Raw genomic sequence first — 25,452 nt, 5'->3', positions numbered from 1 at the left:
GAGTTCCCCGTTTCTTGTTCAAAGAGCGCTGCATGCGGATGGCATGTTAGCGCTATCATCGGAAAGTCGCCAGTCTTTTCCAGCAAGTGTTTGATCCGACCTCGGAGTGATGCAAAAATGACATTTCCGATGCCGCGTCGGGAGGCCGGGATGAGTTCATGGTCTGCCGGCGACGCCCGCTTCATGGGAAGCCGTTCCGAAATATGGCCCGTTCCTCTTCTTCCGGCTCCGACAAGCCCGCTTCCGGTGACACAGGTGATGTCCGCCGCGCCTCGACCCGTTCGACCGGCAGCGTCACGTTGGGCGACGTGGCCAAATTGGCCGGGGTTTCACCAATCACCGTCTCGCGGGTACTGAACCGTCCCGAAATGGTCACCGCCGACACCATCGAGGCGGTGCGCCGGGCCATCGCCGAGACGGGTTACGTGCCTAATCTGCTGGCCGGCGGCCTGGCGTCGAGCCGGACCAAATTGATCGCGGCGATCATCCCGACGCTAGGCAATGCCATGTTCATCGACACCATCCAGCCGTTGAACGACTGCCTGTCGGCGGCGGGCTATCAATTGATGCTGGGCTTGTCCGGCTTTCCCGAGTTGTGCGAGGAGGATCTGCTGAAGGCGATCCTGAGCCGCCGGCCGGACGCCATCGTGCTGACCGGCGTCAATCATTCGGCGGAAACCCGCCAATGTTTGCTGGCCGCGAAGATCCCGGTGGTGGAGACCTGGGATCTGACGGCGACGCCGATCGACATGCTGGTCGGTTTTTCCCATGAGAAGGTCGGCGCCGAAGTGGCCAATTATCTCTTTGGCAAGGGCTACCGCCGATTCGCCCAGGTTTGCGCCGAGGACGAGCGGGCCCAGATCCGGCGACGTAGTTTCGAGGCGGCATTGCGGGACAAGGGACAGTCCTGTCTGTCCACGGTCTGCGTCCCGACGCCGACGACGGTGCGCATGGGACGAGAGGGCCTAGCCCAGCTTCTCGCGGAAGGGCATCGGCCGGAAGTGGTCTTCTGCAGTTCCGACGTCTTGGCGCATGGCGTGCTGGCCGAGGCCCAGTCCAGGGGCTTGAGGGTCCCCGACGACATGGCCGTCATGGGATTCGCCGATCTGGACTTCGCCGCCTATACCTTTCCCAGTCTCTCGACGGTGCATGTCGATCGGGCGGCCATGGGCCGGCACGCCGGTGAGGTTCTGCTGGCCCGCCTTTCCGGCCGTCCGGTGGACAAAAAGATGGTCGATATCGGTTTTTCGATTGTCGCGCGGGCCAGTGCCTGAACAACCCAAAATTAATTTCTCCCCCCGGTGAGCCGGATTAGTCGGGGATTAACACATTGCCCCAAAAGACAATGCCGCCGTAAACCTGCGCCGGAGCGTCAACTTCTGGGCAAGAAAGACGGAAAATCTCGATCGAGAGTTGACTAGACTTTTTCGTGCGCTCCACGAATAATCCCCCCGCCCGACGTACGGCTTTCAGCCATCGAGGCCGTGCGGAGGTCATCCAGTTGCGCCTTTTGGGGAGGGCCAAACTTCCATGTCCGTTCGCATTTCCCGCCGTCGCGCCATCACCGTTCTGGCCGCAGCCGCCGGCTTGCCACTGCTTGCCAGGGCCGCCAGCGACCATCCGCACATTCTGCGGTGGAAAGGCTTTTCCCTGGGCGCCGACGCCTACATCCAGCTCTATCACACGGACGAAAACAAGGCGCGCGCCGCCGTCGAAGAGGGATTGGCGGAATTGGCGCGGATGGAACGGATGTTCAGCCTGTTCCGCCCCGACAGCGTGATTTCGCAACTGAACAAGACGGGTGTCGTCGAAGACGCTCCCGCCGAATTCATCGAACTGGTGTCCTATTCGAAGGATATCGCGGAGCGGACGGGCGGTTGGTTCGAACCGACCATCCAACCCCTGTGGAACGCTTATTTCCAGCATTTCACCAGCGGTTCGGAAGATCCCGCCGGGCCCTCCGCCGCCACGATCCGCGAGGCCCTGGCCCAGGTTGGTTGGCGCGGCATCGAGATCGATCCGGCGCGTGGCCGGGTGGCGTTGGCCAAACCCGGGATGGGATTGTCGCTGGATTCCGTCGGTCAGGGTTACATCACCGATCGGGTGACCGCCATTCTGCGCCGTCATGGCTTCCAGAACATGCTGGTCGACATGGGCGAGTTGCGCGCCGTGGCGGCCAAGCCCGACGGTTCGGCCTGGCGTGTCGCCATCGCCAATCCGGCCGAGCCGAAACAGGCCATCACCGAAATCGATGTCATCGACCAGGCGGTGGCCACGTCCGGCGGCTATGGCACGATTTTCGATGCCGCCGGCAATTTCACCCATCTGTTCGACCCCTTCAGCGGCAAGACGGCGCCGCGTCTCGCCGGCGTGACCGTCATCGCCTCCTCGGCGACCCGGGCGAACGCCTATTCGACGCCGCTGTCCGTGGTGCCGCGGAGCCGCCGGGCCGAAATGGTGGCCGCCGCCGGCGGTATCACCGCCATCTTCGTCACGCCCGATGGCGTCACCGAGACGTTGAAGAGCTAGGCAAAGCCAATGGACGGGGTGGTCGAAAGTGTCGCCCGCGTGATTTCCACCGATGGCGTCGTCGCATGGCTGGAGCCTGAAAAGGCCAATGCCTGCGGTGGATGCCTGTCGGCCGGCAGTTGCTCGGCCCAAGGCGGCGAGCCTGGTCGGCGGCTGTCTTCACGGCGCTTCACCATCGCCGATACCTTCCATGCCACCGTCGGCGACCGCATCGTGGTCGGCCTGTCCGAGCACGCTTTGCTCAAGGCCTCGGCGACGGCTTATGCCATTCCCCTGTTGCTGATGGTCGGTATCGCGCTGGTCGGGCAATTGGCCACCGACAACGATGTCATCGCCGCCATCGGCGCGGTGGCTGGATTGATCGCCGGTCTGCTGATCGCCAAACACCGGGCTTCCCGCCTGGATGCCCGGGGCGAGCTGTCTCCTTATTTTCTCCGTTTTGCCCGGGGCGAGGGGCAAGGCGACAACTGCCCAACGGATTAAAGGGTCGAACAATGGGGCACGTGCAGGAATTCATTATGCTCATGGTGGGCGCCGCATTGGTCAACAATGTCGTGCTGGTCCGCTTTCTCGGCCTGTGTTCCTTCATGGGCGTCACCACCAAGATCGACACGGCGGTCGGCATGGGGATGGCCACCACCTTCGTGATGACCGTGTCCTCGATCCTGGCCTGGGCCGTCGAAGTCTTTCTGTTGGTGCCGTTCGATCTGGGCTATTTGCGGACCATCACCTTCATCCTGGTGATCGCCGCCGTGGTGCAGTTCACCGAGATGGTGATCCGCAAGGTTTCGCCTTCGCTGTTCAAGACGCTGGGCATCTATCTGCCGCTGATCACCACCAATTGCGCGGTGCTGGGCATTCCGCTGCTCAACGTGCAAAGCCGGCACGACTTCATGCACAGCATGCTTTACGGCTTCGCCTCGGCCTTCGGCTACAGCCTGATCCTGGTCATCTTCGCCGGTCTTCGCGAACGCATCGCCTTGAACGACGTGCCGCGCCTGTTCGTCGGCCCGCCGATCGGCTTCGTCACCGCCAGCCTGCTGGCGCTCGCCTTCATGGGCTTTTCCGGCATCAGCGCGAACTGATTGACGATGAACCGCCAAGATAAGATGAACCACCAAGACACCAAGGCACCAAGGCGTTCCCCGAAAGAGCGGACGACGGATCAGGCGGACGCGCCGCAGGCGTTCGTTCGGTCATCCGGTGTGGCGACGCCTTCCGGATGGGACATGGCGGTTCATAACGCAAGTGAACCACCAAGGCACCAAGGCACCACGGCGTTCCCCGCAAGAGCGGGCGGCGGATTAGGCGGGAGCGCCGCAGGCTTTCATTCGGTTATCCGGGGCGACATCGTCGGCCGGACGGGAAGACGCCTGCGGCGCGCTTTGTTGCTTTGTCGCCTTGATGCCTTGGTGGTTTCTCCATCGCCGGACCGTCGTGGCGTTGCCGGTGTGGCGATGAGGTGGATCTCACAAGGCCATGCGACGGATGCCGTCCTTGAGTCGGGGGACGTTGAAATTGATCAGCAGGCCAAGCCGGCGCTTCGAAAGCTTGAGATAGGTAAGAAGTTGTGCCTGGTGAATGGCGGCGAGCCTTTCGGTCGCTTTGATTTCAACAATGATCAAATCGTTGACGATCATGTCGATGCGGAAACTTCCGTCGATACGGATGTCTCGGTAAATGACGGGCGAGACCACCTGCCGTGCAACGGCGAAACCGCGGGTGCCGAGTTCATAGGCAAGGCATTGCTCGTAGACGGATTCGAGCAGGCCGGGGCCGAGAGCCTTATGCACGGCGAAAGCCGAATCGACGATTTCGCGAGAAACAAAGTCGTGGGCCGAGGAAGGTTCCATCGCCTTGGTGCCTTGGTGCCTTGGTGGTTCATTCCGACCTCAGGCTATCGCGATGTTTCCGATTTGGCAACGCGATCGTATCCGTCGATGGTTGCCGCGAAACGGGAGGAGATGGGGTCATGTTGATCGCGATCGGCAGTTTGGCGGCGCTGGGGGCGGCGCTGGGGACCGTTTTGGGGGTCGCCGCCCGTTATCTGGCCGTCGAGGAAGATCCGCTGGAGGTCGAGTTGGCCGCCCTGTTGCCGGGGGCACAGTGCGGCCAGTGCGGTTATGTCGGCTGTGGTCAGGCGGCGGCGGCGCTGGCGCGGGGCGAGGCTCCGGTGACGTTGTGCACGCCGGGCGGAAAGTCGGTGGCGGAAGCCCTGTCCAAACGCCTGGGCGTCAAGGCGGATCTGTCGGATCACGAGGAAAGCGTTCCGCAATACGCCTTCGTGCAGGAGGAGCTGTGCATCGGCTGCCTGCGCTGCACCAACGAATGCACCACCGACGCCATCGTCGGCGCGCCCAAGCAGATCCATACGGTGATCCGCGACAACTGCCACGGCTGCGCCAAATGTTTCAAGATCTGCCCGACCGAGGCGATCAAGATGTGCCAGGTTCCGGTCACTCTGGGTGACTGGCGCTGGAACAAGCCCGGCGCCGCGGCGCTGCAGTGAGGAGGGCGGCCATGCGACTGTTTCCCATCCGCGGCGGTATCCATCCGAAGTACCGCAAGGAGCTGACCTCCGAGCAGCCGATCGTTGCGCTGCCCATGCCGGCCCGGCTTTATCTGCCCTTGCAGCAGCATATCGGAGCGCCGGCCGAGCCGGTGGTCAGCGTCGGGCAAAAAGTCAGGAAGGGCGATCTGCTGGCGCGCGGCCAGGGAGCGGTATCGGCACCGACCCATGCTTCGACCTCGGGCGTCGTTGTCGAGATCACCACGGTGACCGCGCCCCATCCCTCGGGGCTGCCACAGCTCACCATCATTCTCGAACCCGATGGGAAGGATGAGTGGACCGACCTGCCGGACCCCATTGAGGATCCCTTCTCCCTATCCGGCGACGCCATCCGCGAACGGGTCGCCAGTTCCGGTATCGTCGGCCTGGGGGGCGCCACTTTCCCCGCGGCGGTCAAGCTCAACCTGGGCAGTCAGCAGAAGATCGAGACGCTGCTGATCAACGGGGCGGAATGCGAACCCTATCTGACCTGCGACGACCGGTTGATGCGCGAATATGCCGCCGAGATCGTCGACGGGGCCCGGATCATGGCCCATGCCCTGGGGGCGCCCGGGATCGTCATCGCCATCGAGCGCAACAAGCCGCAGGCCCTGGAGGCCATGCGTGCCGCCGCCGCCGGCTTCGACGCCATCGAGGTGATCGACGTTCCGGTCCAATATCCGATGGGATCGGAACGGCATCTGACCCAGGCCATCACCGGCCGGGAAACGCCGGCCAAAAAGTTGACCGCCGAATTGGGCGTGGTCGTCCACAACGTCGGCACGGCACGCGCCGTCCATCAGTCCGTGCGCTTCGGCCGTCCATTGACGCGCCGGGTGGTGACGGTCAGCGGCGGCGCCGTCGCCCAGGGAAAGAACATCGAGGTGCCGCTGGGCGCCATGGTTTCGGAATTGATCGCCTTTTGCGGCGGCTTACGCGAGGAGCCCCGGCGGATCGTCAATGGCGGACCGATGATGGGACAGCCCCTGCCGTCCCTTGAGGTGCCGGTGGTCAAGGGAACCTCGGGCATCCTGGCGCTCACCGTTGCCGAGGCCAACGAGCGGCCCACCCAGCCCTGCATCCGCTGTGGCGGCTGCGTCACCATCTGCCCCTGCGGGCTGGTGCCGGTGGAGATGGCGGCCTTCATCCGCAAGGACAATCTCGATGCCGCGGCGGGCATCGGGGTGACCGACTGCTTCTCCTGCGGCAGTTGTTCCTATATCTGCCCGTCGCACATTCCGCTGGTGCAATATTTCAACTACGCGAAAGGCGAGTTGGCCGCCCGGGACCGCGAGCGGCGCCGGCTCGACCGGGTCAAGACACTGTCCGAAACGCGGGTCGAGCGTCTCGAACGGCAAGCCCAGGCCAAGCGTGAAGCCGCGGCGGCGGCGGCGGCGGCCCGCAAGGCGGCATCCGTCCCATCAGAGAACAAGGCGAGCCAATGACCGGGTCTTATACCGACAAGAGCGGGCCGTTCACCCACGGGCCCAGCAGCGTCTCCAAAACCATGACCCTGGTCCTTTGGGCGCTGGTGCCGGCCACCGTCTTCGACGCCTGGCTGTTCGGCTGGCCATCGATCGTCCTGTTCCTCGTCACCATCGGCTCCTGCCTGCTGGTCGAGGCGGGATGCCTGGCCTCGATGGGCAAACCGGTGGCGCCGGCCCTCAAGGATGGTTCGGCCGCGCTCACCGGCTGGCTGCTGGCCATGAGCCTGCCGCCCTGGGCTCCCTGGTGGATCGGGGTGGTCGGGGCGATTTTCGCCATCTGGCTGGCCAAGCATCTGTTCGGTGGCTTGGGGCAGAACGTGTTCAATCCGGCGATGGTGGCCCGCGTCGCCCTGCTGGTCTCCTTTCCCGTCAAGATGACCGCCTGGGTGGCGCCGCGCCCCTTGTTCTCGAACGGCTCGCCGGGTCTCCTCGATAGTCTTGCCATCACCTTCGCCGGCGCCGCTCCGCCCGATACCATGAGCGCCGCCTCGGCTCTCGGCTATGTGAAGACGGAATTGTCGCGCGGCGTTCCGGTTTCCGAATCGATCCATCATGTGCCGGATCTGATGGACATGGCGCTCGGCATGCATCCCGGCAGTTTCGGCGAGACCTCGGCATTGCTGATCCTGGCCGGCGGATTGTTCCTGATGTGGCGCAAGGTGATCAGTTGGCATACGCCGGTGGCGGTGATGGGCTCGCTGTTCGTCCTGGGGTCCCTGTTCAATCTGATCAATCCCGATCGCTTCGCCGACGGCTTGTTCCATGTGATGTCGGGAGCCACCTTCCTGGGCGCCTTCTTCATCGCCACCGATTACGTCACCTCGCCGGTTTCCAGGCAGGGACAGATCGTCTACGGCATCGGCATCGGTCTGCTGACCTGGATCATCCGGACCTTCGCCGGCTATCCCGAGGGCATGGCCTTCGCCGTTCTGCTTCTGAACGCCCTGACGCCGATCATCGACCATCATGTCCGGCCGCGCGTCTTCGGCCGGACCCGCAAGGGTGAGCCTCTGGAAGTGAAGGGGGGGAAATGAACCCGCGCACGTTGATCCATGCGTTGGTGCTGGGAGCGTTTTGCCTCGGCTTCGGCATTCTGGTGGCCACGACCAATCTGTTTACCAAGGACGAGATCAGCCTGCGTGCCGTCGAGGACTTGCAGACCTCGCTCACCCAGGTCATTCCGCCCGGCATTCATGACAACAATCCGGCCAAGGATTCCGTCTTGGTGAAAAATGACGCCGGCAAGGATGTCACCGTCTATCGGGCGACCAAGGACGGCAAGGTGACCGGTGTGGCTTATGAGATCAGCGGCGCCGGCTATGGCGGCGAGATCCGGCTGATCCTGGGCGTCGCCGCGGATGGCAGGATTCTCGGCGTGCGGGCGACGGAGTTCAAGGAAACGCCGGGCCTCGGCGATCGCATCGATCCGGCGAAAAGCGACTGGATCACCCGCTTCACCAGCCTGTCGCTCGCCGATCCGCCGGTCGACAAATGGAAGGTGAAGAAGGACGGCGGCGTGTTCGATCAGTTCTCGGGCGCCACCATCACTCCGCGCGGCGTCGTCGGCGCCATCAAGGTCGGACTCGAATTCTTTGCCGCCCACAAGGCCCAGTTGGTGGAGGACAAGTAATGGCTACCCAATATCGTCAGATCGTCCGCGACGGCTTGTGGGACAACAACGGGGTGCTGGCTCAGATGCTGGGCATGTGCCCGACCATGGCGATGACCACCAGCGCCACCAACGGACTCGGCATGGGATTGGCCACCGCCTTCGTCATGGCCACCTCCAATCTGCTGATCGCCGCCTTCCGGGGCTATATCACCCGTGAGGTGCGCATCCCGGTCTATATTCTGATCATCGCGGCGATGGTCACCGTCGTCGATCTGTCCCTGAACGCCTGGATGCACGAGCTGTACAAAGTCCTTGGCCTGTTCATCCCGTTGATCGTCTCCAATTGCCTGCCGCTGGGACGGGCCGAGGTGTTCGCCTCGAAGGAGCCGGTGGTCGCCTCTTTCCTCGATGGCCTGTTCATGGGGATCGGGTTCACCGCCGCCCTGACCACCATCGGCGCCATGCGCGAAATCGTCGGGTCGGGAACCCTGTTCGCCGATGCGCATCTTCTGCTCGGGCCGGCTTTCCAGTTCATGGAGACCCGCGTTTTTCCGGCCGATTGCGGCGTGCTGGTGGCGGTTCTGCCGCCGGGCGGCTTCCTGGCGCTTGGTCTGTTGCTGGCGATCAAGCGCAAGCTCGACATCCGGGCCGGCAAGCCGATCGTTCTGGCCGGGGCCCATTCTTTTTAATGACCTGGTCGCGAAATGATCGCGGCCAGGTCTTAAGCCCGAGCGGCGTTTGAGCCCGCCAAAGCGAAGCGCAGGCGTAATATATCGTGAGGACCAGATCGTCATGAAGGTTTCCGTCGCCTATGTCACGTCGGCCAAGCAAGCGGTCTTGAGCGTCGAATTGCCGGATGGAGCCACCATCCGGCAGGCCATCGAGAAATCGGGCATCCTGAAACGGTTTCCCGAGATCGATCTCGAGCAGCAGAAGGTCGGCATCTACACCAAGGTGGTGGCGCTCGACGCGCCGGCGGTCGATGGCGCCCGCATCGAGATCTACCGCCCGATCATCGCCGATCCCGCCACCGTCAGGCGTCGCGAAAAGACGGAATGACGAGGCCGCCCCGGCCGGAAGGCCGGGGGCAGGGGAGGGCGGACGATTCCCGCCGGCTATCTTCTGGAATATGGTGATACCGGAAGATAAGGGCGCATTTTGTCATTCTATATTATATAGAACGGATTGAGCCGGCGCCCGATGGTGGAAGGGTTGCCGTGAAGTATTGGCGGGTGACAGAAGAATGGCGAGAGACGGAACGTTCGACGGCGATGTTGCCGATGTCGATTTACGTCTCGACGCCGATGCCGTGCGCTCTTGCGGTGAGCCCGCCTGCATCATCGATCCAGAGGCGCGAGTGGTCATCGCCAATGGCCTGTTTTCCGAAAAAAATGGTCTGCTCGCGACGGGGGGAACGCATTTGAGCGGTCCCGTCGCCGCATGTCTCGACCAGTCCCGATCTCCGGGGCAGCCGGCCAGACGCGTCGAAGTGACCGGGCATACCGGGCCCCGTATTTTCGATCTTTTCGTCATGCCGCTGGTCTTGCCCGGATGGCGATTGGTGCTGGCGGCGGATCGTAGCGTCGATCTCAGCCTGCAGAACGCCCTGGTCACCTCGCGGGCCCGCTTCAAGACCCTGGTCGAGGTTTCCAGCGACTACGCCTGGGAGACGGCGGCGGACGGCACCTTCAGCATGGTCACGCCGAAGGGGCTGGCCGGGGTCAGCCCCCGGGATCTGATCGGCAGCCGGCCCAACGAGCTTCTGGAGCCCACCGCGCCCCAGGCGGCGATTTCGCCTTTTTCGACTCCGGTCGCGGTGGAAAACGTCGAAATATGGATGCGCCATGTCGACGGCGGATTGTTGTGCTTCGAAGTCTCGGCGGTGCCTCTTTATGACGAGCGGGGCGACTGGCGGGGCGCCCGCGGCGTCTGCCGTGACGTCACGGAAGCCCGGCGCCATCAGCGGTTCCTGGCCGAACAGCGCAACCGGGAGCGGATATTTCAACGCATCACCAACGTTTTCCGCCACGAGGCCGACCCGAATGACATGCTGCAGGTGGCGGCCAGTACCAGCACCCACGGGTTCGGCGCCAGCGGATGCCAGATCTTCACCACGGTGCTGCGGCTCGATGTCCCGATCAGCCGCCCGCAGCTCACTCTTACGGTGAGTTTTGGCAATGTCGGAACACCAGACCAGACCGAGGCGCTTCTCGATAACCTGCTCGATGAGAAACGCGAGCAGCCGCTGGTGGCCGACATTGGGGGACAGTCCGTCATGATCGCCGGGGCCGTCTACGGGGGGCGAATGGTCGGTGCCGTCCTTCTTTGGCGTAATCCCAGCCATGGCGCCTGGACCGACGGCGACCTGCAATTGCTGTCGTCCTTGAGCGGGCAGATCGCCGCCGCCATCGAACAGCGGGCGAGTTACCGCCTTCTGCTCGACGCGTCGAGAACCGATCCGCTGACCGGCCTGCTCAATCGCCGGGGGTTCTATGATGAAATGAAACGCCGCTTCAAACGTCTGCAACGCGACGTCAAGACGGCCGCCCTGGTCTATCTCGATCTCGATAACTTCAAGCTGGTCAACGATCTGCACGGGCATGCCAAAGGCGATGAGACCCTGAGCTTCCTGGCCGATATCCTGCGCAACAACACGCGAAGCACCGATCTGGTGGCCCGTCTCGGCGGCGACGAGTTCGCCGTCTGGCTGGACAATGCGGACGAGGCCGTGGCGATCAACCGCGCCCAGGTTTTCCTGGCCGCCGCCGGCGCCTTGATCTCCTATTCCGGAGCGCCGGACCGTCCCTTGAAGCTATCCATCGGGATCGCCATCCATGATCCGAAGACGGCCGAGGGCATCAACGAATTCGTCAGCCGGGCCGATATGGCGATGTATGCCGTGAAGCGCGCCGGCAAGGGAAGCTATGCCGTCGCTCCGCCGGCGGGAGCCCGCTGATGAGCCCCGAAACGGAAACCCCCATGCCCGAACAACCGGTCCTTTCCTACGAGGAGGCGCGCGATATCGCGGCCAGTTCCGACGTCGAACGGCGTCGGGAGCTGGCGGGACGCGCCGACGCGCCCCCGGAAGTCCTGTATTTCCTGGCGGGCGACGAACTGGCCGAGGTTCGCCGGACCGTGGCGGCCAATCCCAGGACGCCGGCGAAGGGCAATTTGCTCCTGGCGGGCGACGCCGAGCACTCGGTACGCCAGGAAGTGGCCGCGAAAATCGTCCAGTTTGGACATCACGTGGGCATTTCTCCGGATCAGGCGCGTTCCAAGGAGATCATGGACGAGGTGATGGCCCGACTGGCCGACGATTCCGTCGTGCGCATCCGGGCCCTCGCCTCCAATGCCTTGAAGGAGGCCGCCGACGTCGATCCGGCGGTGATCGGCAAGCTGGCTCGGGATCGGCAGATCGCTGTCGCCGCGCCGGTCCTGCAATATTCCCCCCTGCTGTCGGATGCCGATTTGTTGGCGTTGATCGAGGCCGGGCCGGCGGAAGGCGTGTTGGCCGCCATCGCCCGGCGCCGCTATGTCGACGCCCGGGTCTCGGCGGCGATCGTCGCCAGCAGCGATCCGCCCGCCATTACCCATCTCCTGAAGAACGCCAATATCAATCTTCAGGAGGAGACCCTGGATGCCCTGATCGACGGCGCTTCGGCCGAGCCGAGCTGGCAGGAGCCGTTGGTCTTCCGCCGCGAATTGAGCGAGGCCGCCCTGGATCGGGTGGTGGAGATGGCGGCTCCCCATGTGCTGGACCATATTCTTTCGCGCAGGGATCTTCCGCCGCAGACGGCATCCGCCGTCGCCAAGGCGATCGAGGACAGCTTGCGCCATCGACCGGGGGAGATCTCCATCGAGACCAAGCCGGCGAACGGGATGGCGCCATCCGGGGCCGCGGGCGAGATTTCCTATCAGCCGGCGTTGGAACGAATGCGGGCTTTGCGGTCCGCCGGACAGTTGGACGAGATGGCGGTCACGGTGTCGCTGCTCACCGACCATTACGACGATCTCGTGGCCGGATTGGCTGTCCTCGCGGATATCGAGGTGAAGACCGTTCTGGATATCGCGGCCGCCCATTCGGCGCGGGCGATCTGCTCTCTGGCCTGGGCGGCCGGTCTTTCCCCGTCTTTCGCCCTCGAATTGCAGATGCGGTTCGGCAACATCGCGCCGGACGAGGTGTTCCAGCCCGGAGAGGGCGATCGTTACCGCCTGAGCAACGAGGAGATGGCCTGGCAACTGGATATGTTCCGGGCGGGCCAGAGCAAGCCGGGCCCTTAAGGTCGGGCCAGACCGAGCAGGTTTTGCAGTTCCGGCACGCAGGAACCGCAATTGGTTCCCGCCCTCAAGGCCGTGCCGATGTCGGCGATGGATCCGAGGCCCTGGCCGGTGATGGCATCGAGGATGGTTTTTCGTCCGATTTGATGGCAGGCGCAGATGATCGGTCCCCGGTCGTCGCCGGCGATTCCGCCGCCGGCAAGCAGCTCGATGCGTCGGCGCGGCGCGGGGCCGGTGAAGAGCGCGCTTAAGGAAGCCGGGTCTGGCCGCCGGCCGGGGGCCGCGACGAACAGCAGGGCATCGAGCCGTTCGTCATCGATCTTCGCGGCCCGGTACAGGCCGATCCGGCGGTCCTGATAGTCCAGCCAGACGCCCTCGCCCAAATGCCGCAGGCACCATGCCGCCCAGTTTTCGATGCGCTTTACGCCGGCCAGCCGATGGATGTGGTGGCCTTCGCCGGCGGCCCGACTCCAGATAATGTCGGCCGGCCAGTCGGTGACCGGCCGTCGGCTCAACAAAACGGCCTCCCAGGCCAGGGGGACCGGATCGACGCGCACCGCGCCGAATTTCAGTTCGGGCTGGCCGGACAAGGGATCGGTGTTGGAGGCCAATAATTTGCCGATCACGGCCTGGCCGGCGAATTGATCGTTCCAATGCATCGGGGCGAAAACCTCGCCGGCGCGCTGGGTGGAATCGAGGGTGACACGCAGCAAGGCCCGGCCATAGTCGCTTTCCACCCTGACCGTGGCGCCGTCATCGATGTCGAGCCGGGCGGCGTCGGCCGGATGCATGGCCAACCATGGCTCCGGCGCATGCGCGGCCAGTCGCGGCGCCTTTCCCGTCCGGGTCATGGTATGCCATTGATCGCGGGTCCGTCCGGTGTTCAGCGCCAGCGGCCGGGCGGGGGAAAGTTCGCTGGCCGGCGGCCGGTTCCGCACGGCGACCAGGCGCGCGCGGCCATCGCCGTGGAAGAAGCCGCCCTGCCCGAAAAGACGGCCCGTGCCGCTGGCGTCGGCGCGGACGGGCCATTGAACCGGAGCCAGAAGATCGTAATCGATCCCTGCCAAGGCGCCGATGTCGAAGTCGCGGGCGCCGTCGTTCTCGAAAGCCGACAGGCGGGCATGTTCCGCGAAGATATCCGACGGTCCGCCATAGGCGAAGGCCTCGCGGAAACCCAGTCTCTCGGCGAGGCGGCAGATCATCCACCAGTCGGGGCGGGCTTCGCCGGGAACCGGCAGCACGGGACGCTGGCGAGAGATCCGGCGTTCGGAATTGGTCACCGTGCCGTCCTTCTCGGCCCAGGTCAGGGCGGGCAGCAGCAGATGGGCCCGTCTGGTGGTGTCGGTGTCGGCCATGCAGTCGGAGACGGCGACGAACGCGCAATGGTCCAAGGCCTGCCGGACCAGATTGGCGTCCGGCAGGCTGACCGCCGGATTGGTCGCCATGATCCACAAGGCCTTGATGCGGCCCTGCTCGACCGCCCGGAACAGATCCACCGCCTTCAGGCCGGGACGGAGCGCCATGGCGGGGGCTCGCCAGAAGCGACCGACGCGGTCCCGGGATGTCTCGTCGAAGCCCATGTGGGCGGCCAGTTGATTGGCCAGGCCGCCGACTTCGCGTCCCCCCATGGCGTTGGGCTGGCCGGTGAAGGACAGGGGACCCATGCCCGGCCGGCCGATGCGGCCGGTCAGCAAATGGCAGTTGATGATGGCGTTGACCTTGTCGGTGCCGGCGCTCGATTGATTGACGCCTTGCGAAAACACCGTGACGGTCTTTTCGGTGGCGGCGAACCAGTCGTAGAAACGGACCAGGTCGCCGGGATCCAGATCGCAGGCCTCGGCGGGGGGACCGGGTTCAAGCCCGGCTTCCGCCAGTGCTTCGACGCTTCCGGCGCAGTGGGCGGACAGGAAGTCGTGGTCGGCGCATCCGGCCGCCGAGAGATGCCGCAGCAGGCCGTTGAACAGGGCGACATCGCTGCCCGGTTTCAGGGCGAGATGCAAGTCGGCGGCTTCGGCGGTGGCGGTGCGGCGGGGGTCGATCACCACCAGGCGCATCTCCGGGCGTTGCGCCCGCGCCGCCTGCAGCCGTTGGAACAGAACGGGATGGCACCAGGCGGCGTTCGAACCGACGAGAACGACGAGATCGGCCTCGTCCAGATCCGCGTAGCAGCCCGGCACCGTGTCGGCGCCGAAGGCGCGCTGGTGGCCGGCCACCGAGGAGGACATGCACAGGCGCGAATTGGTGTCGATGTTGGCCGACCCGATGAAGCCCTTCATCAGCTTGTTGGCGACGTAATAGTCCTCGGTCAGCAGTTGTCCCGAGACGTAGAAGGCCACCGAATCCGCTCCATGCCGGGCGATGGCCTGCGAAAATTCGTCGGCCAGCCGGTCGAGCGCGGTGTTCCAGTCGACCCGGCGTCCGTGCAGGATCGGGTGAAGCAGACGGCCCTCCAGCCCGACGGTCTCGCCGAGCGCCGCACCCTTGACGCACAGCCGGCCGAAGTTGGCGGGATGGGTCGGATCGCCGGCGACGGTCAGGCCATCGGCGGCGGGGGTCGCCAGGACCCCGCAACCGACACCGCAATAAGGGCAAGTGGTCCGAATTGCGTCAGCCATAACGATGCTCACGGCGTCCCTGCCGACAGGCGCGCGGATACTCGTTCCCTCTCCCCTCGCGGGAGAGGGCGGGGCCCGCCGCGCAGCGGTGGGAGGGTGAGGGGGAAAACGCACGAAACCGCGCATTTTTCTTCCGCCTGTCGGCGGGCACCCCCTCATCCCAACCCTTCTCCCGCGAGGGGAGAAGGGCTTTTGCCCGGAGCGTGCCACTGATTCGGCGATCAGCCATGCGCCACCTCAAGGCGCATGCCGATTTCGATCCAGATACGGCCATCGGCCACCCGGACAGGCACTGGCGCCGCGCAGCCGACATCGGGGGCGACGGCCTCGCCGTTTTCCAGCTCGATCACCCAGTTGTGCAAGGGGCACGTCACCTTGTGGCCGTGCACCAGACCTTCCGACAGCGGCCCTCCCCGGTGCGGACAGCGGTTGTGAAGGGCGAAGATGGCGTCGTCGGTGCCGCGGAACACCGCGATGGGGCCTTTGCCGGTTTCCACCAGGCGCGATCCCGGCTTGGGGATGTCTTCGACCCGGCCGATTTCGATCCAGTCCGCCATGGCTCACCCCACCTTGCGCAAGGGTTGGAATTCATGGGCGGCCATGCCTTTCGCCGCCCGTTCGGCCCAGGGATCGTTTTGGGCGAAGCGCTGGGAATACAGGAAGCGCCGATGCAGGGTCCGGCGTCCTTCCTCGTCGGTGACGACGCGGGCCTTCACATGGTCGATGCCGACCCGATTGATCCAAGGCGCGGTCCGTTCGAGATAACGGGCCTCCTCCCGGTAGAGCTGCATGAAGGCGCCGCAATATTCCAGGACCTCGTCCTCGCTGCCGACCCGCGCCAGAAGATCGGTTCCGCGCAACTCGATGCCGCCGTTGCCGCCGACCAGCAGATCGTATCCGGCATCGACGCAGACCACCCCGAAGTCCTTGATGCTCGCCTCGGCGCAATTGCGCGGGCAGCCCGAGACGCCCATCTTGAATTTGTGCGGTGTCCAGGCGCCCCAGGTCATCTGCTCCAAACGGACGCCGAGACCGGTGGAATCCCGGGTGCCGAAGCGGCACCATTCCGATCCGACGCAGGTCTTCACCGTGCGCAGGCCCTTGGCATAGGCGTGGCCCGAGACCATGCCGGCCTGTCCCAAATCGGCCCAGACACCCGGAAGATCCTCTTTCTTGACGCCCAGAAGATCGATGCGCTGGCCACCGGTCACCTTCACGGTGGGAATGGCGTATTTCTCGACGACGTCGGCGATGGCGCGCAGTTCGCGCGCGCTGGTCAGTCCGCCCCACATGCGGGGCACGACGGAATAGGTGCCGTCCTTCTGGATGTTGGCATGCACCCGCTCGTTGACGAAGCGGGACTGGGCGTCGTCGGCATAGTCGCCGGGCCAGGCGCACAGCAGATAGTAGTTGAGCGCGGGGCGGCATTTGGCGCAGCCGTCGGCGCTTTTCCAGCCGAGCGTCCGCATCAGTTCGGGCATGCTTTTGATCTGCTGGGCGAGGATGGTCCGGCGCACCTCGTCATGGGTGCGGTCGGTGCATTTGCACATGGCCGGTTCGGCTTCGGCGACCACGTCGGTGCCCAGGCTCGCCGCCAGGATCTGCCGGACCAGGCCGGAGCACTGCCCGCAGGAGGCCGAGGCCTTGGTGTGGGCCCGCACCTCGTCGAGGGTGGTCAGTCCCTTCTCGGCGATCGCCCGGCAGATGGTTCCCTTGGAGACTCCGTTGCAACCGCAGATCTGGGTGTCGTCGGACATTTGCGCGACGGAAACGCCGCTTGAGCCCTTGCCGCCCGTTTCGGCATGGGCCTGGCCGAAGATCATGCCGGCGCGGATATCGGCGACATCGGTGCCCTGGCGCATCAGGTCGAAATACCAGGCGCCGTCGGCGACATCGCCGTAAAGCACGGCGCCGACCAGCCGCCCGTCGCGCAGGACCAGCTTCTTGTAGGTGCCTTGCGCGGCATCCTGCAGGGTGATCTCGTCATCCTCCTCACCGGCGGCGGTCAGGGCGCCGGCCGAGAAAACGTCGATGCCGGTGATCTTGAGCCGGGTCGACAGCGCCGGCGGGGTGAACAGCATCTCCTCGCCGCCGGCCAGATGATGGGCGCAGACTTTCGCCATGTCCCACAAGGGGGCCACCAGGCCGAAACATTGCCCCCGGTGTTCGGCGCATTCGCCGACGGCATAGATGCGCGGATCGGTGGTCCGCATATTGTCGGCGACGACGATCCCGCGATTGACGTCCAGTCCGGCGGCCTTGGCCAGGGTGGTGTTGGGACGGATGCCGATGGCCATCACCACCAGGTCGGCCGGGATTTCCCGTCCATCGGCCAGCCGCACCGAACGGACGCGGGTCTCGCCGGTGATCTCCTCGGTCTGTCCGTCGGTGAAAAAGGCGATGCCGCGGCGGTCGAGGTCGCGTTGCAGCAACTGGCCGGCGGCAACGTCCAACTGGCGTTCCATCAGGGTCGGCATCAGATGAACCACCGCCACCGACATGCCGCGCCGTTTCAAGCCCCATGCGGCCTCGAGGCCGAGCAGGCCGCCGCCGATGACCACGGCCCGGCGATGGTCGCGGGCGGCGCCGATCATCGTCTCGACGTCCCTGATATCGCGGAAGGTACAGACGCCTTGCTTGTTCATGCCGGGAATGGGCGGCACCAGCGGGTTGGAGCCGGTGGCCAGCAGCAGCGCGTCATAGCCGCTCACCCGTCCGGATTCGGAGGTCACGGTGCGCGCCTCGGCGTCGATGGCCGTGATCGGATCACCGGTGAACAGGGTGATGCCGTTCTCGTCGTACCAGGACCTGGGCGAGATGACGATGTCGTCCATCTCCTTCTCGCCGGCCAGGACCGAGGACAGGAGGATGCGGTTGTAATTTACCTGCGGTTCGGCGCCGAACACGGTGATGTCATAGACGTCGGGGGCGATCTTCAGCAGTTCCTCGACGGTGCGCATGCCGGCCATGCCATTGCCGACGACGACGAGTTTTTGTTTGGCGGTGGTCATGGCGAGGTTCCTCTCAAGATTTTGCAAATCCCTCTCCCCTCGTGGGAGAGGGAGAAAACGCAATCCCATCACGCGGCATCCCGCGCGGTATCGTGGCCGTGCAGGAAGCGCAGGACCTCGGCGCGGTGATGGGTGTAGGCGGCATCGCAGGCGAGATCGACGCGCCGCCGCGGGCGGGGCAGGTCGACGGCCAGGATCCGGGCGATGGTGGCGGCGGGGCCGTTGCCCATCATGACGATCCGGTCGGAGAGCAGGACAGCCTCGTCGACGTCGTGGGTGATCATCAGCACGGTGTTGCCGAGACGCTGGTGGATCTCCATCAATCCATCCTGCAGATGGGCCCGCGTCAGGGCGTCCAGGGCGCCGAAGGGTTCGTCGAGAAGCAGGACCTTGGGCTCCATGGACAATGCCCGGGCGATGCCGACGCGCTGCTTCATGCCGCCGGAGATTTCACCGGGGCGTTTGTCGCAGGCCTCCTCCATGCGGACCAGCGACAGATTGTGCAGCGTCCAGTCATGCCGCCACGCCTTGTCCCTGGCCTTGTGGACCTTGTCGACGGCCAGGCGGACATTGTCGTAGACGCTGAGCCAGGGCAGCAGGGAATGGTTCTGGAAGACCACGGCGCGGTCGGGACCGGGCGCGGTCACCTCGGCATTTTCCAGGATGACGCCGCCGGTGGTTGCCGCCGAGAGGCCGGCGACGATGTTGAGCAGCGTCGACTTGCCGCAGCCGGAATGGCCGATGATGGAAATGAACTGGCCCTTGTCGACCTTGAGGCTGACGTCCCGCAGGGCGCAGAAGGGGCCTTTGTCGCCCTGAAAGGTGATGCCGACGTTCTCGATGCTCAGGTAAGCGCTCATCTCGTGAACTCCGTTCAGGCCCGCAGGGCGGCCGACAGGGGGGATCGGGCATAATGGTTGGCCAGGGTCTCCGCCTCGGCCGGATCGAAGCGTCCGCCGTCGAAGAAGGCGTCCGGCCCCATGGCGATCGGCCGGGTGGCTTCGGCCAGGGTCCAGGGGGTTCGGTGATCCCCCTCGGTCTTGGCGTCGATGAGGGGGACGGCGATGTCCAACTCCAGGGCGGCCAGACGGTAGAGGTCGGAGCGGAACACCCGGTCGACGGCGCGGCGCATGTCGACGGTGGCCGGCAACTGCCCCCAGCGGCGCATCTGGACGAGGAACCAGAGCGCCTGCGAGCGCCAGGGAAAATTGGCGGCATGGGCGGAAAAGATCAGGGCGCCGGGTTGTTCCAGGGTGGCCCGCACGACGTCCTGCGGCGCGTTGACGTAGGGCGGCTGGGCGACGATGCGGGCGACTTCCGCCCGGTTTTCCGGCTGGTCGGTCCAGCGGGACGCCAGCAGCAGGGCGCGGATGAGGGCCTTGTGGGTTTCGGGATGGGCGTCGGCCCAACCCTCGGCGACGCCCAGGACCTTTTCGACGCGGCCGCCCCACAGTTCCTGGCTGGTGATCAGGACCCGGCCGAGGCCGAGGCTGCTCGCCATGGCGTTCCAGGGTTCACCGACGCAATAACCCTCGATATTGCCGGCCGACAGATTGGCCACCATCTGCGGCGGCGGCACCACCACCAGGCGGACGTCACGGTCGGGATCGATGCCGGCGGCGGCCATCCAGCCGCGCAATTCGTAATGATGGGACGAGAAGGGATAGACCATGGCGAAAGTCATCGGCTGGGCCCCGGCCGCCCGATCCCGCTCGATCACCGCCTTCAGGGCGCGCGCCGTGAGCGGTCTTTCCGCCATGGCGTCGGGATCGGCCTCCATCATGCGGTCGAACAGCGCGTTGGACACGGTGATGGCGTTGCCGCCGATGTTGAGGCCGAAAGCGGTGACGATCGGCTGATGGACATTGCCCAGGCCCAGTGTCGTGGCGAAGGGCATGGGGGCCAGCATCTGGGCGCCGTCCAGGGCGCCGACCAGGACCTTGTCGCGGATGTTGGCCCAGGACGGCTCGCGGGCGATCTCGACATCGAGGCCCTGTTCGGCGAAGAAGCCGCGTTCCCTGGCCACGACGATGGGGGCGCAGTCGCAAAGCGGCACGATGCCCAGGCGCAGGCGGGTTTTTTCGAGCGCCATGATCAGATTCCCGAAACCTTGCGGCCGATCAGGGTGATCAGCCGGTCGAGCAGGGTGCCGACGATGCCGACATAGATCAGCGCCAGGATGATTTCGCTCATCAGCGAGCTGTTCCAGGCATCCCAGATGAAGAAACCGATGCCGACGCCGCCGATCAGCATTTCCGCGGCGACGATGGCCAGCCAGGAGAGGCCGATGCCGATCTTGAGGCCGGTGAAGATGTAGGGCACCGAGGCCGGCAGCATGATCTTCAGGAAATATTCGGCCGGCGACAGGCGCAGCACGCGGGCGACATTGCGATAGTCCGGGGGGATGTTCTGGATGCCCACGGCGGTGTTCAGGATGATCGGCCAGATGGCGGTGATGAAGATGACGAAGATGGCGGACGGATCGGCGTGACGGAAAGCGGCCAGCGAGATGGGCAGCCAGGCCAGCGGCGGCACCGTGCGCAGCACCTGGAACAGGGGGTCGAGGGCCCGCATCGCCAGATCGCTCTGGCCGATCAGCACGCCGAGGCCGATTCCCGCCACGGCGGCCAGCGAAAAGCCGATGGCCACCCTTTGCAGGCTGGCGGCGAGATGCCAGAACAGTCCCTTGTCGGTGCCGCCGTGATCGAACAGGGGATGGGCGATCAGTTCCCAGGTGTCGGTGACGACCTTGGAGGGCGGCGGCAGGGCCGCCCCGGCCTGCATGCAGACGAACTGCCAGACGCCCAGCGCGACGGCGAGCGCCAGCAGGGGGGGGCCGAAGCGGCGGCCGCCACGGGCGATCACGCGGCGAACCCAGCCGGCCGCCCCGCCGAGGCCGGGGGCGGACGAGCCCATCAATGTTGCCTTGTCCAGGCTGTCGAGTTTGGCGGTCATCGGTGTCACCTTTACCATTGTGGTCTCTTCTTTTTCCCGTCACCCCCGGGCTTGACCCGGGGGGTCATGGATGCCCGGATCAAGTCCTGGCATGACGCAATAGAGACACCCTCACACATGCCGGATGGTCTGCGCCTTCAGATAGGCGTCGGGATCGTTGGGGTCGAAGACCTTGCCGTCGAAGAAGGTCTCCGGCCCGCGCGAGGTGCCGGCGGGGATGTCGGCGGCGGCCACGCCTGCGGCTTTCGCCGCCTCGCGCCACAGGTCCTCGCGGTTGACCGCATCGATCAGGGCCTTGCGGTCGAGGCCGGCCGGTTGTTGCCCCCAGCGCTGGTTCTCGGTGAGGAACCACAGATCGTGGCTCTTGAAGGGATAGGAGGCGTGGTCTCGCCAGAACTTCATCAGATGCGGGCTGTCCTGGACCACCCGGCCGGTGCCGTAATCGAAGGTGCCCTTGGCCCGCCCGGCGATGTCCTCGACCGGCACCTTGAACCATTCGCGCCCCGAGACGATGCGGCACATCTCGTCCTTGTTCCCAGGGCTGTCGCACCATTGCTGGGCTTCCAGCACGGCGGCGAGCAGCGCCTTGGCCGCCTTGGGATGACGGTCGACCCAGTCGGCGCGCAGCCCCAGACATTTTTCCGGGTGGTTGGCCCACATTTCGCCGGTGGTCAGCGCCGTGAATCCCATCTTCTGATCGACCAGCTGGCCGTTCCAGGGTTCGCCGACGCAGAAGGCATCCATGGTGTCGACCTTCATATTGGCCACCATCTGGGGCGGCGGCACGACGATGGTCGAGACATCCTTGTCGGGATCGATGCCGGCGGCGGCCAGCCAGTAGCGCATCCACAGGTCATGGGTGCCGCCGGGGAAGGTCACCGCGCATTTGGTGTCCTTGCCGGCCGATCTGGCTTTCCGCACCGCCTCGCCGAAGCTCCTGGCGTCGAGACCGACCTTCAGGTCCTTGTAGGCGTTGGCCACCGAGATGCCCTGGCCGTTGAGATTGAGGCGGGCCAGCACATACATCGGCAGTTTGACGTTGTTCTTGGTGATCCGCCCGTTGGCCATCAGATAGGGCATGGGGGACAGGATATGGGCGCCGTCGATGCCGCCGCCGGTCGAGCCCAGTTCCAGATTGTCGCGCGTGGTGCCCCAGGAGGCCTGCTTGCTCACCTGCACGTCGGGCAGACCATATTTGGCGAACAGGCCCTTCTCCTTGGCGACGATCAATGGCGAGGCATCGGTGAGCGCGATGAAGCCCAAGGTGGCGCCGGTGACTTCCGGAGTATCGCCCGTCGCCGCCCAGGCGCCCGAGGGAAAGGCGGTCCGCAGGCTGGCGAACAGTGCCGCGCCGGTGGCGCTGCGGCCCAGGAACTGGCGTCTTGTCAGGGGATTCCGCTTGCTCATCTCGTGCTCCCGTCGAAAGGTTGCGATTGTAAAAAAGACAAAAAAGGCGTTCCGGGAGACGAAGGCGGGCGCGGTCGCACCCGATTTCGTTCCTGGAACGCCTTTGTTCCTGAGAAGACCTCTCCGGACGTCATTGCCCGGCGGCCATATTTGTCTATCCGTCCCGCCCGTCGTCTCGCCATTGAGCGGCGGGCAGTGAAATCAGCCGAGCAACTCGGCCGCTTCGATCACCTTGTTGGCGATATCCACCAGCCGCAGCTTCTGGTCCATCGCCATCCTGCGCATCGACCGGTAGGCCTCGTCCTCGCCGCAGTTGCGGCGCTTCATCAGGATGCCCTTGGCCTTTTCCACCAGTTTACGTTCCGCCAGCGTGGTCTTGGCCTTGTCCAGCTCGACGCGCATTTCCTGAAACTGCGCGAAGCGGGCGATGGCCACGTCCACAACCGGCTTGACCCGTTCGGGCTTCAGCCCGTCCACCACATAGGCGCTGACCCCGGCGGCCACCGCCGCCCGAATGATATCGGCGCCGCCGTCCTGGGCGAACATCACCACCGGCCGGCGTTGTTCGAAGGTGACCCTCCGCATATCTTCCAGCGTATCCCGATCGGGGCTGTCGATATCGACGATGATCACATCGGGAGCGAGATCCCGGACCCGGCGGGACACCCCGGCCCCGGTGCCGAAAGCCGCCACCACCTCGAATCCGCCCGCCTCCAAAGCCTCCTTCACCAGTTTCGCCCTTTCGGGCTCGTCGTCGACCAGGATGACGCGCAGGGTCATTCGCACCTCGCGCTTCTGCCTACGGCTTCCTTACGCAGAATCCATGCCAACCGGCGGAATCACCTCATGACAAGGGGTTGCCATTCGATCTCGGCCGATGCCCGTCTGGCGGTGCTCAAAAGAAGGGCGGTCAAATGAGCGGCTGCATATTTATGATGCAGATTGGTCTTATTTTAATATTGACCTCACCCGATCTCGGTTTCCGTCGCCGCTTCCGCCGCCTCCTCGACCTCGGCCTCGGCCGCGGCGACCGTCCCGGTGCCGTTGAAATAGACGTTCAGCACCACCGCGACGATGGAGGTGAGCAGGATGCCGCTTTGCAACAGGGGCGACAGCGCCTTCGGCAGGGCCTGGAAGAATTTGTCGGCGACCAGCGGGATCATGCCGAAGCCGATGCTGATGGCGACGATATAGGCGTTCGACTTCTGCCGCTGATAGTCGACCTCGCCCAGGATGCGGATGCCGGTGGCGGCGACCATGCCGAACATGACGATGCCGGCGCCGCCCAGGACGAACTGCGGAACCGAGGCGACCAGGAAGGCCATCTTGGGGAACAGGCCCAGCAGCACCAGGAACACGCCGCCGGCGGCGCAGACCCAGCGGCTGCGCACGTTGGTGACGCCGATCAGGCCGACGTTCTGCGAATAGGAGGTATAGGGGAAGGTATTGAAGATGCCGCCGATCAGCGTGCCCAGGCCATCGGTGCGCAAGCCGCGGGCCAGATCCTGCCGGCTGACCGGCTTGCCGGTGATTTCGCCGACGGCCAGAAACATGCCGGTGGACTCGATCATCACCACCACCATCACCAGACACATGGTGAGGATGGGAACCAGGCTGAACTTCGGCGCGCCGAACTGGAAGGGATAGACCAGATCGGTCCAATGGGCGGCGCCCAGGCCCGCGAAATTTACCTCGCCGGCGGCCAGGGCAATGACGAAGCCGATGACGATGCCCAGCAGAACGGCGATATTGGCGAGGAAGCCCTTGACGTATTTGATGATGGCCAGGATCGACAACAGCACGATCAAGGCGACTTCCAGATGGAACGGATCGCCGTAGCCAGGGGCGGTGGGCACGGCGGCCCCGGCCGCCCAATTGATGCCGATCCGCATCAGGGTGATGCCGATGATGGTGATCACCGATCCGGTGACGACGCGGGGGAACAGGGGCAGCATGCGGCTGACCAGGGGGGCGACGAGGACGCCGAAGACGCCGGCCCCGATGACCGCGCCATAGATGTCGAGCAGGCCGAAGTCCGGATTGCCGGCCATGGCGATCATCGGGCCGACGGCGGCGAAGGTCACGCCCATCATGATCGGCAGTCGGATGCCAAAGCCCCCCACGCCGATGGTCTGGATCAGGGTGACCAGGCCGCAGGCGAACAGATCGGCGCTGATCAGCAGGGCCACCTGTTCCTTCGGCAGTTTCAGCACGCCGCCCAGGATCAGCGGCACGGCAACCGCCCCGGCATACATCACCAGGACATGCTGAAGCCCGAGAATGATCAATCGCGACAGGGGGAGGACCCGATCGACGTCCGAAATATCGCCAGTTTTGGCCATGGATGTTTCCCGTTCGACAAGACAGCGCTTTCGCCCCTCGGCCGAAAGCTGGCGCGCATCCTAGATCACGCCGATATTCCGAGGATAGAGGGAACCTGCACTGTTCCACGGGCCGGCCCCGAAAAAACCATAAAAAAAGACCGGGCATCGCGGGAGGGAGGCGGCGGCCGGTCCTGAAGGTCTTATTCGTTGTCGGTGAGCAGGGCCTCGGCAGCATGGTGGGCAACGGGTCCAGGTTAACAAACGATTGCCGCCGACAATTTCGTTCGTCGGCTCACCACCAGGAATCGTCATGCCCGTGCTTGACACGGGCATCCACGTGCCCGCTTCAAATGACGTCGGCCGATCTATGCAATCATGGATTGCCGTATCAAGTCCGGCAATGACGGTTTTGGTTGTGGCCATCACTCCAATACGGGGGTGACGCACAAAGTATGCCGGACAGCCGTGTGTCGAGCACGGCCATGACTCCGATGTTAATAAAATCAAAACCTGAGTTCGGAGCCCTGCGGCGCGCATGGTGGGGACTTGCCTGGGTTCCACTCTGCGGGGCGGGGAGATATATGCCTTTTTTCCTATAACGGATGCCTTGCTGCGGTTTCGGCCTGCGGAAAACGTCTTACCAGATAGGGAATAGGTGGGGCCGGGGGCATGGACGGGGATAGGAC

At 64.9% G+C, this 25,452-nt stretch carries 22 protein-coding genes; 12 read left to right on the top strand and 10 right to left on the bottom strand.

Annotated features, from left to right (window positions below):
- Positions 1–203 precede the first annotated feature (203 nt).
- The 4 genes from CWS72_RS25380 (at position 204) to rsxA (ending at position 3,614) form a co-directional block, all read left to right on the top strand.
- Positions 204–1,274 (top strand): LacI family DNA-binding transcriptional regulator, encoded by a 1,071-nt coding sequence (locus tag CWS72_RS25380; RefSeq protein WP_101253459.1) that lies wholly within the window; start codon positions 204–206, stop codon positions 1,272–1,274.
- Between the two features lie 256 nt (positions 1,275–1,530).
- Entirely contained in the window at positions 1,531–2,529 is a 999-nt protein-coding gene (locus tag CWS72_RS25375) for an FAD:protein FMN transferase (protein WP_101253458.1), read from the top strand.
- Between the two features lie 9 nt (positions 2,530–2,538).
- Positions 2,539–3,012, top strand: a complete 474-nt coding sequence (locus CWS72_RS25370; protein WP_101253457.1) for a SoxR reducing system RseC family protein — start codon at positions 2,539–2,541, stop codon at positions 3,010–3,012.
- Between the two features lie 35 nt (positions 3,013–3,047).
- On the top strand, positions 3,048–3,614 hold the full coding sequence (gene rsxA / locus CWS72_RS25365) for an electron transport complex subunit RsxA (RefSeq protein WP_241911888.1): 567 nt from the start codon (positions 3,048–3,050) through the stop codon (positions 3,612–3,614).
- Between the two features lie 384 nt (positions 3,615–3,998).
- On the opposite strand, the gene CWS72_RS25360 is transcribed toward rsxA, so the two are convergent.
- A complete protein-coding gene (locus tag CWS72_RS25360) occupies positions 3,999–4,382 on the bottom strand; it encodes a GxxExxY protein (RefSeq protein WP_199175990.1) in 384 nt (127 codons plus the stop codon).
- Between the two features lie 119 nt (positions 4,383–4,501).
- Between CWS72_RS25360 and CWS72_RS25355 the strand changes: the two genes are divergently transcribed.
- From CWS72_RS25355 to CWS72_RS25320, 8 genes are all read left to right on the top strand, one after another.
- Positions 4,502–5,038: an RnfABCDGE type electron transport complex subunit B gene (locus CWS72_RS25355; RefSeq protein ID WP_101253456.1), complete on the top strand. Its 537-nt coding sequence runs from the start codon at positions 4,502–4,504 to the stop codon at positions 5,036–5,038.
- Positions 5,039–5,049: 11 nt separating this feature from the next.
- On the top strand, positions 5,050–6,522 hold the full coding sequence (rsxC, locus tag CWS72_RS25350; RefSeq protein ID WP_101253455.1) for an electron transport complex subunit RsxC: 1,473 nt from the start codon (positions 5,050–5,052) through the stop codon (positions 6,520–6,522).
- Positions 6,519–7,598: an RnfABCDGE type electron transport complex subunit D gene (locus CWS72_RS25345; protein WP_101253454.1), complete on the top strand. Its 1,080-nt coding sequence runs from the start codon at positions 6,519–6,521 to the stop codon at positions 7,596–7,598. Before rsxC ends, CWS72_RS25345 begins: the two co-directional genes overlap by 4 nt.
- The gene (gene rsxG, locus CWS72_RS25340) at positions 7,595–8,194 is read left to right on the top strand and encodes an electron transport complex subunit RsxG (RefSeq protein ID WP_101253453.1); all 600 of its coding nucleotides are present in this window, start codon (positions 7,595–7,597) and stop codon (positions 8,192–8,194) included. The genes CWS72_RS25345 and rsxG overlap by 4 nt, the downstream gene beginning before the upstream one ends.
- The gene (locus CWS72_RS25335; RefSeq protein WP_101253452.1) at positions 8,194–8,865 is read left to right on the top strand and encodes an electron transport complex subunit E; all 672 of its coding nucleotides are present in this window, start codon (positions 8,194–8,196) and stop codon (positions 8,863–8,865) included. Before rsxG ends, CWS72_RS25335 begins: the two co-directional genes overlap by 1 nt.
- Before the next feature lie 103 nt (positions 8,866–8,968).
- Positions 8,969–9,235, top strand: coding sequence for an RnfH family protein (locus CWS72_RS25330; RefSeq protein ID WP_101253451.1), 267 nt, complete (start codon positions 8,969–8,971; stop codon positions 9,233–9,235).
- 184 nt (positions 9,236–9,419) lie between these two features.
- Positions 9,420–11,132 carry a sensor domain-containing diguanylate cyclase gene (locus tag CWS72_RS25325; protein WP_101253450.1) on the top strand — a complete coding sequence of 571 codons (1,713 nt, stop codon included), beginning with the start codon at positions 9,420–9,422 and terminating at the stop codon, positions 11,130–11,132.
- Positions 11,132–12,457 (top strand): DUF2336 domain-containing protein, encoded by a 1,326-nt coding sequence (locus tag CWS72_RS25320; RefSeq protein WP_101253449.1) that lies wholly within the window; start codon positions 11,132–11,134, stop codon positions 12,455–12,457. Before CWS72_RS25325 ends, CWS72_RS25320 begins: the two co-directional genes overlap by 1 nt.
- Here the strand turns inward: CWS72_RS25320 and CWS72_RS25315 are convergent.
- From CWS72_RS25315 to CWS72_RS25275, 9 genes are all read right to left on the bottom strand, one after another.
- Positions 12,454–15,069, bottom strand: coding sequence for a nitrate reductase (locus tag CWS72_RS25315; RefSeq protein ID WP_199175989.1), 2,616 nt, complete (start codon positions 15,067–15,069; stop codon positions 12,454–12,456). The genes CWS72_RS25320 and CWS72_RS25315 overlap by 4 nt on opposite strands.
- A 221-nt stretch (positions 15,070–15,290) precedes the next feature.
- The gene (nirD, locus tag CWS72_RS25310) at positions 15,291–15,626 is read right to left on the bottom strand and encodes a nitrite reductase small subunit NirD (RefSeq protein WP_101253448.1); all 336 of its coding nucleotides are present in this window, start codon (positions 15,624–15,626) and stop codon (positions 15,291–15,293) included.
- A 3-nt stretch (positions 15,627–15,629) separates the two neighbouring features.
- Entirely contained in the window at positions 15,630–18,080 is a 2,451-nt protein-coding gene (gene nirB / locus CWS72_RS25305; RefSeq protein ID WP_101253447.1) for a nitrite reductase large subunit NirB, read from the bottom strand.
- A 68-nt stretch (positions 18,081–18,148) separates the two neighbouring features.
- Positions 18,149–18,940 (bottom strand): ABC transporter ATP-binding protein, encoded by a 792-nt coding sequence (locus CWS72_RS25300; protein WP_101253446.1) that lies wholly within the window; start codon positions 18,938–18,940, stop codon positions 18,149–18,151.
- A gap of 14 nt (positions 18,941–18,954) precedes the next feature.
- On the bottom strand, positions 18,955–20,172 hold the full coding sequence (locus tag CWS72_RS25295) for a CmpA/NrtA family ABC transporter substrate-binding protein (protein WP_101253445.1): 1,218 nt from the start codon (positions 20,170–20,172) through the stop codon (positions 18,955–18,957).
- Between the two features lie 2 nt (positions 20,173–20,174).
- Positions 20,175–21,035 carry a nitrate ABC transporter permease gene (gene ntrB / locus CWS72_RS25290; protein WP_199175988.1) on the bottom strand — a complete coding sequence of 287 codons (861 nt, stop codon included), beginning with the start codon at positions 21,033–21,035 and terminating at the stop codon, positions 20,175–20,177.
- Positions 21,036–21,146: 111 nt separating this feature from the next.
- Complete coding sequence (locus CWS72_RS25285) at positions 21,147–22,442, bottom strand: CmpA/NrtA family ABC transporter substrate-binding protein (RefSeq protein WP_101253443.1); 1,296 nt, start codon at positions 22,440–22,442, stop codon at positions 21,147–21,149.
- 201 nt (positions 22,443–22,643) lie between these two features.
- On the bottom strand, positions 22,644–23,222 hold the full coding sequence (locus tag CWS72_RS25280; RefSeq protein ID WP_241911887.1) for an ANTAR domain-containing response regulator: 579 nt from the start codon (positions 23,220–23,222) through the stop codon (positions 22,644–22,646).
- 185 nt (positions 23,223–23,407) lie between these two features.
- Positions 23,408–24,784 (bottom strand): nucleobase:cation symporter-2 family protein, encoded by a 1,377-nt coding sequence (locus tag CWS72_RS25275; RefSeq protein WP_101253442.1) that lies wholly within the window; start codon positions 24,782–24,784, stop codon positions 23,408–23,410.
- Between the last annotated feature and the right edge of the window lie 668 nt (positions 24,785–25,452).

This window comes from Telmatospirillum siberiense, assembly GCF_002845745.1.
Classification (GTDB): domain Bacteria; phylum Pseudomonadota; class Alphaproteobacteria; order Rhodospirillales; family Magnetospirillaceae; genus Telmatospirillum; species Telmatospirillum siberiense.
The sequence above is the reverse complement of the archived record's forward strand: the minus strand, read 5'-3'. Positions and strand labels throughout refer to the sequence as shown.

Excerpts from the sequence above, each read along its gene's own strand:
- CWS72_RS25380 (WP_101253459.1), top strand. The coding sequence starts at position 204 with ATGGCCCGTTCCTCTTCTTCCGGCTCCGACAAGCCCGCTTCCGGTGAC.
- CWS72_RS25375 (WP_101253458.1), top strand. The coding sequence starts at position 1,531 with ATGTCCGTTCGCATTTCCCGCCGTCGCGCCATCACCGTTCTGGCCGCA.
- CWS72_RS25370 (WP_101253457.1), top strand. The coding sequence starts at position 2,539 with ATGGACGGGGTGGTCGAAAGTGTCGCCCGCGTGATTTCCACCGATGGC.
- rsxA (WP_241911888.1), top strand. The coding sequence starts at position 3,048 with ATGCTCATGGTGGGCGCCGCATTGGTCAACAATGTCGTGCTGGTCCGC.
- CWS72_RS25360 (WP_199175990.1), bottom strand. The coding sequence starts at position 4,382 with ATGGAACCTTCCTCGGCCCACGACTTTGTTTCTCGCGAAATCGTCGAT.
- CWS72_RS25355 (WP_101253456.1), top strand. The coding sequence starts at position 4,502 with ATGTTGATCGCGATCGGCAGTTTGGCGGCGCTGGGGGCGGCGCTGGGG.
- rsxC (WP_101253455.1), top strand. The coding sequence starts at position 5,050 with ATGCGACTGTTTCCCATCCGCGGCGGTATCCATCCGAAGTACCGCAAG.
- CWS72_RS25345 (WP_101253454.1), top strand. The coding sequence starts at position 6,519 with ATGACCGGGTCTTATACCGACAAGAGCGGGCCGTTCACCCACGGGCCC.
- rsxG (WP_101253453.1), top strand. The coding sequence starts at position 7,595 with ATGAACCCGCGCACGTTGATCCATGCGTTGGTGCTGGGAGCGTTTTGC.
- CWS72_RS25335 (WP_101253452.1), top strand. The coding sequence starts at position 8,194 with ATGGCTACCCAATATCGTCAGATCGTCCGCGACGGCTTGTGGGACAAC.
- CWS72_RS25330 (WP_101253451.1), top strand. The coding sequence starts at position 8,969 with ATGAAGGTTTCCGTCGCCTATGTCACGTCGGCCAAGCAAGCGGTCTTG.
- CWS72_RS25325 (WP_101253450.1), top strand. The coding sequence starts at position 9,420 with ATGGCGAGAGACGGAACGTTCGACGGCGATGTTGCCGATGTCGATTTA.
- CWS72_RS25320 (WP_101253449.1), top strand. The coding sequence starts at position 11,132 with ATGAGCCCCGAAACGGAAACCCCCATGCCCGAACAACCGGTCCTTTCC.
- CWS72_RS25315 (WP_199175989.1), bottom strand. The coding sequence starts at position 15,069 with ATGGCTGACGCAATTCGGACCACTTGCCCTTATTGCGGTGTCGGTTGC.
- nirD (WP_101253448.1), bottom strand. The coding sequence starts at position 15,626 with ATGGCGGACTGGATCGAAATCGGCCGGGTCGAAGACATCCCCAAGCCG.
- nirB (WP_101253447.1), bottom strand. The coding sequence starts at position 18,080 with ATGACCACCGCCAAACAAAAACTCGTCGTCGTCGGCAATGGCATGGCC.
- CWS72_RS25300 (WP_101253446.1), bottom strand. The coding sequence starts at position 18,940 with ATGAGCGCTTACCTGAGCATCGAGAACGTCGGCATCACCTTTCAGGGC.
- CWS72_RS25295 (WP_101253445.1), bottom strand. The coding sequence starts at position 20,172 with ATGGCGCTCGAAAAAACCCGCCTGCGCCTGGGCATCGTGCCGCTTTGC.
- ntrB (WP_199175988.1), bottom strand. The coding sequence starts at position 21,035 with ATGACCGCCAAACTCGACAGCCTGGACAAGGCAACATTGATGGGCTCG.
- CWS72_RS25285 (WP_101253443.1), bottom strand. The coding sequence starts at position 22,442 with ATGAGCAAGCGGAATCCCCTGACAAGACGCCAGTTCCTGGGCCGCAGC.
- CWS72_RS25280 (WP_241911887.1), bottom strand. The coding sequence starts at position 23,222 with ATGACCCTGCGCGTCATCCTGGTCGACGACGAGCCCGAAAGGGCGAAA.
- CWS72_RS25275 (WP_101253442.1), bottom strand. The coding sequence starts at position 24,784 with ATGGCCAAAACTGGCGATATTTCGGACGTCGATCGGGTCCTCCCCCTG.